The organism is Saccharomonospora iraqiensis subsp. iraqiensis (genome assembly GCF_000430445.1).
GTDB classification, from domain to species: domain Bacteria; phylum Actinomycetota; class Actinomycetes; order Mycobacteriales; family Pseudonocardiaceae; genus Saccharomonospora; species Saccharomonospora iraqiensis.
In genome coordinates this window covers 74,183-85,720 of record NZ_KE387035.1, presented here as the reverse complement: position 1 = coordinate 85,720, position 11,538 = coordinate 74,183, and the positions used below count along the sequence as shown (strand labels likewise).

13 protein-coding genes are annotated in these 11,538 nt (G+C 66.9%); 12 read left to right on the top strand and 1 reads right to left on the bottom strand.

Annotation, left to right across the window (positions count from 1 at the left end):
• The first annotated feature begins 1,351 nt into the window (after positions 1–1,351).
• From ACTIR_RS0101340 to ACTIR_RS21065, 12 genes are all read left to right on the top strand, one after another.
• Positions 1,352–1,597, top strand: a complete 246-nt coding sequence (locus ACTIR_RS0101340) for a CopG family transcriptional regulator (protein WP_026452942.1) — start codon at positions 1,352–1,354, stop codon at positions 1,595–1,597.
• A 253-nt stretch (positions 1,598–1,850) separates the two neighbouring features.
• The gene (locus ACTIR_RS0101335; RefSeq protein WP_026452941.1) at positions 1,851–3,044 is read left to right on the top strand and encodes an MFS transporter; all 1,194 of its coding nucleotides are present in this window, start codon (positions 1,851–1,853) and stop codon (positions 3,042–3,044) included.
• A gap of 74 nt (positions 3,045–3,118) precedes the next feature.
• Positions 3,119–3,706, top strand: a complete 588-nt coding sequence (locus ACTIR_RS0101330) for a dihydrofolate reductase family protein (protein WP_026452940.1) — start codon at positions 3,119–3,121, stop codon at positions 3,704–3,706.
• Between the two features lie 65 nt (positions 3,707–3,771).
• Positions 3,772–4,233: a type VII secretion target gene (locus ACTIR_RS24695; RefSeq protein WP_154663629.1), complete on the top strand. Its 462-nt coding sequence runs from the start codon at positions 3,772–3,774 to the stop codon at positions 4,231–4,233.
• A 243-nt stretch (positions 4,234–4,476) separates the two neighbouring features.
• Positions 4,477–5,952: an alpha/beta hydrolase gene (locus ACTIR_RS21075; RefSeq protein ID WP_161629608.1), complete on the top strand. Its 1,476-nt coding sequence runs from the start codon at positions 4,477–4,479 to the stop codon at positions 5,950–5,952.
• Positions 5,953–6,079: 127 nt separating this feature from the next.
• A complete protein-coding gene (locus tag ACTIR_RS0101315) occupies positions 6,080–6,562 on the top strand; it encodes an LppA family lipoprotein (protein WP_026452938.1) in 483 nt (160 codons plus the stop codon).
• A gap of 309 nt (positions 6,563–6,871) precedes the next feature.
• Positions 6,872–7,396, top strand: a complete 525-nt coding sequence (locus tag ACTIR_RS0101310; protein ID WP_084789269.1) for an LppA family lipoprotein — start codon at positions 6,872–6,874, stop codon at positions 7,394–7,396.
• Positions 7,397–7,464: 68 nt separating this feature from the next.
• On the top strand, positions 7,465–8,043 hold the full coding sequence (locus ACTIR_RS25070) for an LppA family lipoprotein (RefSeq protein WP_161629607.1): 579 nt from the start codon (positions 7,465–7,467) through the stop codon (positions 8,041–8,043).
• Positions 8,044–8,128: 85 nt separating this feature from the next.
• A complete protein-coding gene (locus ACTIR_RS0101305; RefSeq protein ID WP_161629606.1) occupies positions 8,129–8,695 on the top strand; it encodes an LppA family lipoprotein in 567 nt (188 codons plus the stop codon).
• 218 nt (positions 8,696–8,913) lie between these two features.
• Positions 8,914–9,762, top strand: a complete 849-nt coding sequence (locus tag ACTIR_RS0101300) for a YwqG family protein (RefSeq protein ID WP_026452935.1) — start codon at positions 8,914–8,916, stop codon at positions 9,760–9,762.
• Positions 9,763–9,911: 149 nt separating this feature from the next.
• A complete protein-coding gene (locus tag ACTIR_RS24690) occupies positions 9,912–10,373 on the top strand; it encodes a pyridoxamine 5'-phosphate oxidase family protein (RefSeq protein WP_052583672.1) in 462 nt (153 codons plus the stop codon).
• A complete protein-coding gene (locus ACTIR_RS21065; RefSeq protein WP_154663627.1) occupies positions 10,370–11,038 on the top strand; it encodes a DUF6518 family protein in 669 nt (222 codons plus the stop codon). Before ACTIR_RS24690 ends, ACTIR_RS21065 begins: the two co-directional genes overlap by 4 nt.
• A 257-nt stretch (positions 11,039–11,295) precedes the next feature.
• Here ACTIR_RS21065 and ACTIR_RS0101285 read toward each other — a convergent pair.
• On the bottom strand, positions 11,296–11,538 hold a 243-nt coding region (locus ACTIR_RS0101285), incomplete at its 5' end, for a helix-turn-helix domain-containing protein (protein ID WP_026452934.1).

Sequence of the window (11,538 nt, the reverse complement as noted above, 5' to 3'; positions counted from 1 at the left end):
GTCTCCTCTGCCCGGCCGGCAAGCGCGGGCGTGCGGCTGCCGCCGGTCCCGCGCGCCGGCCGGCTGTTAGGCGAGGCCGGACAGCACCGGTCGCCGAGCGAAGAAGAGATGTCCTCGCCGGACGGGCAGGTCTCCGGGATGGGCCGGGAAAGGCGCGTGCGCTGCGGTCCGTGGGTGGTCCCGTGGGGTGTGCCATCCCGTCGACCTCCCAGAGGGCTATCACGCCGCATCAAGGGGGCAAGCCTGGTCACGCCCGTCACCACCGCGCAAAGGTTGCCCCCTTGACACGGCGTGATCGGGCTTGCGCCAGGTCGACGGGATGGCACACCGGGGCCACCACACTCTCCATTGAGCTTTCAAGCCCCCTCAGGTATGGGCACTCGAGGTGGCTTCCTCCGCTCAATCCACTTCCCCTTACTTCTACCCCAGCGTCCCCGCCACCGTTTTCCAGGTGTCCGTATCCATCTGATACTGCTCCACTTCCATTTCCAATCCCAGAACCGCTGCGATCGCAGGTCCATTCGTTCGCCGGCCATAACCAAGGGCCGAGCCTTAGGCCACAGAATTTCTATGTATGCAGGACCCTGTTCAGCATCTCGCAGGTTCAGCTCAACCTCGATCGGCTCACCACCTGGGACCATGCGATCCACGAATGTGGATTCGTCAGGGAACGCGAATTCAGCGTTATACGTACGTATTTCTACACGATGCATAGTGGCTGTACCAACAGCACGGATGGTGACGCGAGCTCTATGAGCTTCCTCCGAGTTGCGCTCCACGAGCCTCGTAACACCTTGCTCTGACACTTCTTTCAGAGTGTATCGCCGAATTGCTATCCGCCAAGCACGCCGAGGCCTGTCCATCCACATCCAGAAGACCGTAACGACTCCAGCGAAAGCAGCCACCATCGAGAATACCAAGTCTAAGTAGTCCACCTCATAGACCTTGCCACGACCACGCACCTCAGATCGACCCATGATCTAACACGCTCACGGACGCCATCCACGAGCCAGTCACGTCGACCAGGTCGCAGAATGACTCGCAACCATGCTGGAAGTAACAATTCGCGCACGATCCCGGGAGAAGATGGTCTCCACTGTTTGATCGCCAGCATTCGAGCACAGACGCTGGGGCACGTATGGGGCACACGTCATCGAGGAACAGCGACGAACGACGGCAATCAACGCTCGACGTCACCTCGGTACACAGAAGTGCACCCACCGTCCACGCAGGCTGACGCGGTGCCTGTAGCGCCCTCCTAAAGCGGGTGTCGCAGGTTCGAATCCTGCCGGGGGCGCCCAGGTTCGGTTGGACTGCCCACGCCGTGCGTTTACCCGGTCATACTGACCGCATGGAGACTGCGATCTCGGTCCCGGACACGACGTTCGAGAAGGTGGAGCAGCGCGCGACGGCCTTGGGGGTCAGCCGCTCGGAGTTCTACACGCGGGCCGCTCAACGCTACCTGGCCGACCTGGAAACGCAGGACCTCTCCGACGAGATCGACGATGCCCTCGCCCGGATTCAGGGCGAGGACAGCAGCACCCTCGCAGTGCGGGCCGGGCATCGACGCATCGCGGAACTGTCGGGTGCGTGGTGATCCACGGAGGAGTCCGCACGTGTTCATTACGGCAGTGGCGAGTGGGCCACCGGAAGACCCCGCCAGCAACTCCCATGGGACAGGTGGACCGTGGTCTGCGGCGGGACTCGTTCTCCACTGAAGCCGAGGACGGGACGACCCGGTGAGCACGGGGCGTCCGCCGACCACCAGCCGTTGCACCGCGGTGTGACGGGGACAGCAGCCTGCGCCGCCCCGCGGAGTCCATAAACCCCCGCCTGGGAACGTGGAGTGTGTGGATTCCTCGACGATGCGGCTCGGTGTCGGCGGTGCCGCCGTCGTCGGTGTCGCCTTCGGCATGGCCCGGTACGCCTACGGCCTGACGCTGCCCGACGTGCGTGCGGAGTTCGGGCTCTCGGAGCTGCTGCTCGGGCTGATCGCCAGCGGCACCTTCGTCGGCTACCTGATCGGGCTGCTGTGCGTCCCCTCCGTCGCCGCCCGCTTCGGCCACCGGGCGCCGACGACCATCGGCGGACTGTGCGGCGTGGCGGGTGCGGCGACGGTCGCGTTCGCGCCCACGCCGGGGCTGCTGGCCGCGGGGGCGGTGCTCGCGGGCAGCTCCGCGGGCTGGGTCTGGGCACCGTACTCCGACATCGTGACGGCGGTGGCACCGCCGCGCGACCGACCGACCCTGCTGGCAGTGATCACCACCGGTACCGGTGGCGGCTTGATCGGACTCGGGGTGCTCGGCATCGTCGGGACGCTGACCTCCTGGCGGGTCGCCTGGGCGGGTATCGCGCTCGCCGCGGCGGTGGCGGCCGTGGTGAACCTGCGCACGGTGCCGCGCCTGCCCCCGGCGCCGGGCGGATCCGGCACCCTGCGTCCACCGCTACGCCGCAGCATGGTGCGGCCGCTGGCCTACGCCGTCGTCTACTTCGCGGCGTGCACCATCTACTTCACCTACGCCAGCGATGCGGTCCGCAGTGGCGGGCTCGGCGCCGCCGCCGGCGCCACTCTGATCGCGGTGCTCGGTGTCAGCGGACTGCTCGGATTGCGCACGGGCACCATCACCGGTGTGCTCGGGTCGGCGAGAACGGGTGCGGCGTGCCTCGCCGTGGTCGGTGTGTCACTCGCCCTGCTCGCCCTCGGGGAGGCCTCGCTGCCCCTGGTGCTGGTGTCCGCACTGCTGTTCGGAGCGGCGTACATGGTCGGCTCGGCGGTACTCGCGATCTGGACCGCCGAAGCGGTCGCGGACCGACCCGGTGACGGCTTCACCGTGGCGCTGGTGGTCGGTGCCGTCAGCTCGATCGCCGCCCCGGCGGCGGTGGGCGCGTTCGTGCCCGTGCTCGGGTTGTCCGGGGTGCTGCAACTGCTCGCGGCGGCGTCGGTGCTCTGCGGCATCCTGCTGTGGCTGCTCGACCGCCTCCGACCGGTCGCCGTACCCGAGCACAGCGCCACCTCCTCGCAGGGGGGCGCCTCGCACGGCTGAGCGAGTTGCGCGGCGCGCGGACACCGTGTGCGCTGTCCGGGAGCACCTGCAAACCCCGGCCACCAGGAGTCTCCGTGCGTGTTCTGGTCGTGAACCATGTCAGCCTCGACGGCGTCCTGCAGGCTCCGGGCCATCCCGACGAAGACACCCGGGACGGCTTCCGGCACGGCGGGTGGGCTCAGCAGGCCAACGATCCGGCGATGGTCGCCGCCATGGGCGAGCGTATGGGCCGGGAGTTCTCCTGGCTGTTCGGCCGACGCAGCTACGACGGCATGCTCAGTTACTGGAACGAGGCGGGCGGCCCGTTCAAGGACGGCCTCAACGAGGCGAGGAAGTACGTCGCCTCCTCCAGGCCCGACGCCGAGCTGCCCTGGCCGAACTCCACGCTCCTCAGCGGCGACGTCCCCGCTGAGGTGGCCGCTCTGCGGAGTCGACCGGGCGGCAACCTCGTGATCATGGGTAGCGGCCGGCTCGTTCGCTCCCTGCTCCCCCACGGCCTCGTCGACGAGCTGTTCCTGATGATCCACCCGCTCGTCCTCGGCTCCGGTCACCGCTTGTTCGGCCCGGACGACGACGCGCACCGGCTGCGACTCGTCGACTGCACGCCGACCGCCACCGGAGTGCTGATGGCGACGTACCAGCCGTCCCAGGCCGTTTCCTGAGGGAGCCGAGCGCTCGACACACGCGCGACCAACGCTGACGGAACGACCGCCTCGGACATCCTGCGGTGCTCGCGGTCGAAGTCGTCGGTGTTCGGAATCGGCTGACAGCATCGAACCGCGTCATTACGGTGTGCATGTTGCTTCACGCGGGGAGGGCAACGCTCGTACCCGACGGATCGGAGGGGGAGGTCCGGGTGAGCGGTTATGACGTGGTGATCAGTTCGATGTTCGACGCGGCCGAGGCTGCGGACAGTGCTGCGGACCAGCTGGCGAAGGTCGATCCGGGGGGCAAGCTCGTCTCCGCGGTCGGGTCGGCGCTGCCGGGCGCGTCGGAGTCGACAGGTGCGGCCGGGGCGCTGCGGGAAGCGTGGCAGGGGCGCGGACGGGAGCTCGCCGACGGGATGCGCGGGTTCGGCGATGCCCTGCGTTCGGCAGCGGAGAGATACGCCGCGAGCGAGGCCACCGCAGGTGAGGAGCTCGATCCGTCGATCGACGACCGCCCGACCGGCGGCCCGAAGGCGGTGTGACCGGTGGTCACCTGGTCCGAGGTACAGCGCTGGGATCCGGCCCCGCTGCACGACCTGGTGGGCGGGCTCAACGGCGAGTGCAACGAGCTCACCGGAGCCTCGGACGAGTTGGACGCCTCCGCTGCTCCGGTTCAGTGGACCGGAGCAGCTTCTGAATCCGCCGGGAGACGTCGTGGCGACCTGGTGGACCGGTGCCAGGAATGGGCCGGCGAGATCGGCGCGGTTCGGCGGGCGGTCGGAGACGTGGCCGACGCGGTGACCGGAGTGGGCAACGCTGTGCGGGAGATCGAGTCCCTCGCCGCCGCGCACCAGTTCCTCGTCACCGAGGGCGGCGACGTCCTGGAGGCCTATTGCGGTACCGAACCGGTAGCGGAGGAGGTCCGGGTCGAGCGGGACCGGATCCGGGCCGAGCTCGTGGATCGTGTCGAACAGTGCCTCCGCCAGGCCGACGACCTGGACGCCGACCTCGCGGGCGTGCTGCGGACAGCGGCCGCGGGCGAGACCGTCTCCGCGGACGGTGAGTCGACCGAGCCATCCAGTCTCGGTGCCTGGGCGAACACCGGCGAACTCGCCGGTTCGCTCTCGATCGTGGCACCACCGCCGCCCGGTGCCGCACCGACCGACAACGCCGGCTGGTGGGCAGCACTGTCACCGGCACAACGGGCGAAACTCATCGAGACGAACCCGGAACTGGTCGGCAACCGTGACGGCGTGCCGGCCGAGGACCGGAGCCGAGCCAACCTACGGCTGGTCGGTGAGCAGCGCGTCGACCTGAATCAGCGAGCGGAGACGATCCGGGATCAGCTCGCCGGGCTGGGTGGGCCCGGCAGTCGGCTCGACGAGTCCATCCTTCGAGGAGAACTCGACCGGATCGAGGCGAAACTGCGCTCGCTGACCGCGGTCGATGAGATCATGCACGACCGGCACGGCAACCCGGACCCGGACAAGCAGTTGATGTCGCTGGACCTGACCGGGGACAAGGCCAAGGCCGCCATCGCCAACGGCGACGTCGACACGGCCGACCACGTCGCCGTGTTCACCCCGGGCATGAACGCGACCGTGGACGGGAGTCTCGGTGGGTACGTCAGGGACACTGCTGAGCTACAACGACATGCGCAGGTCGAGCTACTCAAGCAGGAACGCGGTGATGAATCGGTGGCCACGGTGACGTGGCTCGGATACGAACCGCCCCAAACCGGGCAATCCGGAACATGGTCGGATATCGTGACAGGCAGCGAAGCCGAAGACGGTGGCGAGAAGCTCGCGAGGTTCTACAACGGTATCGACGCGGCACGTTCCACCGATCCACATCTGACCGCGCTCGGACACTCCTACGGCTCGCTGACGACCGGCGATGCCTTGAACAACCATGTCACCGGCGTGGACGAAGCCGGATTTTTCGGTTCCCCCGGAATCGGGGTTGACAGCACCGATGAGCTCAACCTCCCTGAAGGTCACGCCTACGTCTGGGAAGCACGTGACGACCCGGTCGCCGACATCGGCAACATGACTGGACACCATGGACTCGATCCCGCCGGGCTCAACGACGTCCATCACATGTCCACCGAGGAGTACCGGACACCGTCCGGCGACAGAACTGTGGCTTCGACAGGGCACAGCGAGTACCTGACCGGCGATGGCCAGTATCAGACCAGCGAATATGGCATGAGCCGGGTAATCATCGGGTCTCCGGATCTGCGACTGAATCCAGCAGGGTAGGTAACCAGTGAATCGAACCCCCGGAAAGCCACGTAGCACCATGCGCGCCGTCACAATCGCTGCCCTGCTGGGAGCACTCCTCGCAGCATGTGTAGACGGAGAACAGAGCGGAGAACCTGGAGACAGCATGACCGACGCGTCACCGCAGGAGAAGATCGCAGAACTGGCGAAACGGCCCGACATCGACACCGTGCTCGACCAATACGAGCGTATCCGCACCGAGATTCGCGAGCGTCTAGCCGAGGAACTAGGCCTTGCCGGCGAGTGGCGCAGGCCGTACAACGAGTCCGAAACTCCGTGCGGCCGACCGTACTCGGACATCGGTGACGCTGTCGCGGTACAGATGGCGAGCTCGGCGAATGACACGCACATTCCTGACGACGAGTGGCCGCGCGCGAAGGAGCTGTTCGTCGAGATCGCGGGACGGTACGGATTCGGCGACCCCAGAGTCATCGTGAACGAACCGGGAAACCACGAGATCCGCGTACGCGACCGTTTCGGCGGGGACATCATGCTCGGCACCGAGAAAGCCACTGTCCTCTCCTCGGGGACCGGCTGCCACCTCATCCAGGGAGCAGGTTCCGGCGAGGCCACTCCCGCACCGGGCTGATCTACCCCGCCCGCGGTCCTCGCACCCTCTTGACGGCGAGTTCCGCCGGACAGCCGGTCACGGGAGAAGCGCCACCATCCTGCCTCCGGGACCGTGCGGTGCCGTCGGCCGTGACTAACGGGCAGCCTGTGACCTCCGCGGCACCCGTCCCTGGGGCGCTGTCCGTTGCCCGGCCGGACATGTCTTGTCGGGACCCGACGTCGGGTGCGTGAGAGGGCGGCATCACTCAGCTCGATCCACTCTCGCCAAGCTTCTAGGAAGACAGTGAGCCTCGATCACAGAGCAACACGTCCTCTTTTTCGCGTAGCCATGCTCACTGCACTCCTGACAGCTTGTTCCGACGGCGGAAAGACCGACGCCATGACCGACGCGTCACCACAGGAGAAGATCGCCGAGCTGGCGAAGCGGCCCGTTATTGACACCGTGCTCGCCCGGTACGAGAACGTGCGTACAGAGATCCGCCAGCGCCTGATCGAAGAGGTAGGGATGCCCGATGATTGGTATCAACCCTACAGCGAGTCCGAAACGCCATGTAGCCGCCCCTATTCGAAGATCGGGGACGCCATCGCGATCCAGATGGCCGGCTGGGCAAACGACGCACGGATCGCCGAAGACAGATGGGACCGTGCGCAAGAGCTCTTCACAGAAATCACGCGGCGATACGGATTCGGCGACCCACACGTGGTGGTGGACAGGCCGACCAAGCATGAGATCAGAGTGTACGACGACCACGGCGGAAGCATCATGCTGGGAACAGAGGTCGCCACCATCTTGTCGTCACGCACCGACTGTCATCTCATTCCCCGCGCACATCCCGGCAAAGACCATAAATGATTCCGGTGCTCAACGTGACGGCCGGTAGACAGCATGCACGCACCACACAGCCCCGCGCAGGTCACCAAATGACCCACATGCGCACAACCATCGTTACCACGCTACTGGGTTCACTCTTGGCCGCGTGCGGTGCCGGACTGTCAAGCGGACGACCCGGCTACACGATGTCCGACACGGTATCGAGTGAAAAGATGCCAGATCTGTTGGAACGGCCTGACATCGACACGATGCTCGACCAGTACGAGCGGATTCGCACTGAAATGCGTGTTCGTCTTTCCGCCGAGCTTGACCTGGCCGGAAAGTGGAGGAAGCCTCGCGAGCCGGCTGAAGGACTGTGCGGCAGCCCGCACTCCGATGTCCCGAACGCAGTCAACGTCTACATGGCGAACTGGGTGAACAACGCTGAGATACCCGAGGACCAGTGGGACCATGCACAGTCCCTGTTCAAGCGGATCACTGGACGCCATGGATTCGGCGATCTCCAAGTCGTTACCGACGCGCCGAATGATCATCTGATCAGGGCCTCCGACGCTTATGGCGGTGCGATCTCTCTGGGCACGAAGAAAGCCACCATGCTGTCGTTGGATACAGGCTGCCATCCGACTGCGGATGCGCACCCCGGAGATACATCTGATGCGCCGTCCTGAACTCTCACTCCCGTCCTCGCTTTCCCATCGTTCGAGTGCTCCCGACGACCTCATAGTGCTACCACGCTCAGCGCTGTGTGGGGTGATGATCATCGTGTTCCTGGGGACGCTGTTGACGGCCTGCACCGACGGAGCACCGAGCGGGGACCCTGCCAACATGACCGACGCGTCAGAACAAGAAAAGCTCGCCGAGCTCGGGAAGCGACCGGATATCGACGCCATGCTCGACCGGTACGAACGACTTCGAACCGAGATCCGGGCGCGTCTCGTCGACGAGGTCGGCCTCCCGGAGGAATGGGAGCTGCCCGAGAGTGCGTGGGAATCCGAGAACCCGTGTAGCGCGCCTTATTCGACCCTTGGGGAGGCCGTCTCGGTCAACATGGTCACCTGGGTCCATGACGATCCGATCCCCGAGAATCGCTGGTCCCAGGCACAAGAGGTGCTGACCGAAGTCACCGCTGGGCATGGTTTCGATCAGCTCCAGGTCGTCGTGGACGGGCCGGGCGACCATCTTGTCAGGGTTTACGACTCCTACGGTGGTGGAATAACCCTGGGCACGAAAAAGGCGACCATCCTTTCCTCCGGGACCGGCTGCCATCTTGTCCCTGCCGTCACTTCGGGCTCCACTCCTGCGGCACCGGCAGGCGGCTGACCGGACCGGGAAGTGGGGTTCGCTTTTGTGACTGTCAACCGACTTGCCGAGGTCATCCCCGGCGCCGACCCGGAGAGCATCGCCGGAGCCGGGCACCTCGTCCACTACGACGCACCTCGCCATCGCCCTGCAGTGGTGGCTCACACACGTCGGTCGAGAAAGGGTTCCCCGCGCAGGACCGGACGAATTGTCGGTGCACCGTGGCATCCTGCACCGCCATGTGGACCCTCGATCATCAACGCACGCGACTGCGTGACCTGCTCGGCGATGTGTTCGACACCGTGACCGCCGACCGTCTTCTCGCGCTGACCCGCACGGGACTACGCCTGGTGCCGGGACGGTCCGGCGACGCGGGGCACTCCCGTCTCGGCGGGCTGCCCCGGCTCGACGACGGGACACCATGGCCCACTTGCCGCGACGTACCGCTCGACCCGCTGGCGGTCATCGACTTGGCCGACCTCGGGCCGTGCGACCTTCCCGTAACGCCCTCGGGAGTGCGTTTCCTCAGCGTCTTCCTCGTCGATCAGCCCGAGCTGTTGTGGACGACGCCCGATTCGTCCGCCACCTGGCGTGTGCTCCCCGCCGGAGCCGATGCCGTGGAACGCTCCGCTCCGGACAACGTCCGGGTCCGTTCAGCCCGAACCGTCGAGTTCGCGCCGGTTCTCACCCTGCCCGCGTGGGAGGACGAGATCGTGCCCCGCACACTCGACGTTGCCGACACGCCGCATCCGGCCGACCGCGAAGATCGGATCGACGTCTATACCGAGGTGACCGAGGTATGGGACGAACTTATCGGCACCGAACTGGGGCATCACGACCATCGGATCGGCGGATGGCCGACTCCCGTGCAGGCTCCGGTATTCGGGGACGTGGAGACCGACTCCGCACCGGACCATTCGTCCAACGGGGACGACGGGGTGCCGTGGCGGCTGCTGCTCCAGTTGGACAGCGACGAGCACCTCGGCTGGGAATGGGGGGACAGCGGGATGCTCTATTTCGTGGCCCACGACGCACATCTACAGGCGGGCGACTTCGACGCGACGTGGCTCGAGATGCAGTGCACATGACGCACTGCCCACACACCGCCGGAGTGGTCGCACCCGCCGCTGTCGAGAGCAACAGACCGGCGGACGACCGACGCCGCAGGAGTGGCCGATGCCGGACAGCTCCGCCGGAAGCGGTGCCGTCATGTCGGGTGGTTTGCTAGCTTACGTCGATGTTGTGGACGGTGTTCGCGCAGCGGGAGCCCGAACTGGCCCGCCTCGGTGAACGGCTGCTCGACGAGAACCACGGGTACACGTTCCTGTCGACGGTGGCCGCCGACGGGAGCCCCCGGATCCATCCGATCGCCCCGATCCTCGGCGCGGGCGGGCTGTGCGTGGCGATCACCCACAGGTCCCCGAAGCTGGCCGATCTCCGGCGGGAACCACGGATCGCGCTTCACTCGACGGTTGTTCCACCGGACGACGAGGAGTTCGCGGTGCGGGGTGTCGTTCGGGAGGTCGAGGGTGACCGGGCCCGGACGGCGGCCGTGGCCGGGGCGCGGAGTGGTGCGCACCTGTCCGAGGCGATGGTGCTGTTCGAGGTCGACCTGCGGGAGGTCGGGTGGGCGCGCTGGTCGCAGGGGCAGCCTGCCCGTCGACGGTGGCACGCTACCGAGGAACGTGCCGAAAGGTGACACTCCGGAACAGTATGGCCGCCCTCGTGCTCGGTGCGGCGTACGGTGCGATCACATCACTCGTCAACGACGTGTCCTCGCTCTACGGGATGATCGGGCACCACGTCGCGGACACGCCCTTGGCCTGGGCAGCGCAGATCACGAGTCGGCTGATCGGCGTCGGATGGGCGTGGGCGGGCCTGGCTATGGTCGCCGGCTGGCTCGCCCGTTCCGGTGCGCGCGCGGCCCTGGTTGGTGCGCTGACCCTGTTCGCCGCGACGGCGGCGTACTACGGACTGGACACCGTGCTGCGGGAAGTTCCGCTCGCCCAGTACTGGCCCGAACTGCGGTTGTGGTGGATCGCGAGCGTGGTCCTCGGACCGGTGCTCGGTGTGGTCGGCGCGGCCATCAGGCGCCCGGGGGTGGCCGGCCTGCTCGCCGGCTTGACGCTCCCGGTCGGGGCGGTCCTCGGGACAACCCTGGATTGGTTGAGCAACTCCATCGTGACTCCGTTCGTGACCTGGCCACGGATGATTGTGTGGGTCGCCGCCACGGTGGGCGCCGGTTTCGTGATCACCCGGTTCCTCACCGCGAAGCGGAGGGAACAGGACACGGCCGTGTCGTCGGGCGCGTCGCCGGATGAGTCGATGTCGGGCTACGACAATGCTTCCGGTGCCGCCTCGTAGGTGTTCTCGTGGTGGTCACGCGGCTCCTTCCTCGTCGCAGAGGGACGACGACGGCGAACGGATACGAACGTCCGCACGGAACGAAGCACGGTCACGACCGTGGCGGGATACCGAACGTGAGGACTGGTCCGCCCGGCCCGGCAGCGTCCGTGCCGGACGGCCGTGGGCGCGGCACTGAGCCTGCGCACGGGAAATCGACGTCCCCAGTTCAGTGAGCGATGCTCAGTAATGCCGACCGAAGGTGACCGGTCGGATGGTCAGGGCAACAGCCCCGCCCGCCGGGCGGCGGCGACCGCGTGGTGGCGGGAGTGGACGTCGAGCTTGCGCATGGCGCTGCGCAGATACGCCTTGACGGTCTCCGGCCGCAGCGTCAGCCGCTCCGCGATCTCCGCGTTGGTCAGCCCCCGCGCGACCTCGGCCAGCACGTCGCGTTCCCGGGGCGCGAGCGCCTCCACCGCGTCCGGGCTGTCGTCCCCGTCGGCCCGGGCGCAGGCCCGCAG

Coding starts and splice junctions, on each gene's coding strand:
- ACTIR_RS24690 (WP_052583672.1), top strand. CDS start 9,912: ATGTTGTGGACGGTGTTCGCGCAGCGGGAGCCCGAACTGGCCCGCCTC.
- ACTIR_RS25070 (WP_161629607.1), top strand. CDS start 7,465: ATGACCCACATGCGCACAACCATCGTTACCACGCTACTGGGTTCACTC.
- ACTIR_RS0101300 (WP_026452935.1), top strand. CDS start 8,914: ATGTGGACCCTCGATCATCAACGCACGCGACTGCGTGACCTGCTCGGC.
- ACTIR_RS0101315 (WP_026452938.1), top strand. CDS start 6,080: ATGACCGACGCGTCACCGCAGGAGAAGATCGCAGAACTGGCGAAACGG.
- ACTIR_RS0101340 (WP_026452942.1), top strand. CDS start 1,352: ATGGAGACTGCGATCTCGGTCCCGGACACGACGTTCGAGAAGGTGGAG.
- ACTIR_RS0101310 (WP_084789269.1), top strand. CDS start 6,872: ATGCTCACTGCACTCCTGACAGCTTGTTCCGACGGCGGAAAGACCGAC.
- ACTIR_RS0101305 (WP_161629606.1), top strand. CDS start 8,129: ATGATCATCGTGTTCCTGGGGACGCTGTTGACGGCCTGCACCGACGGA.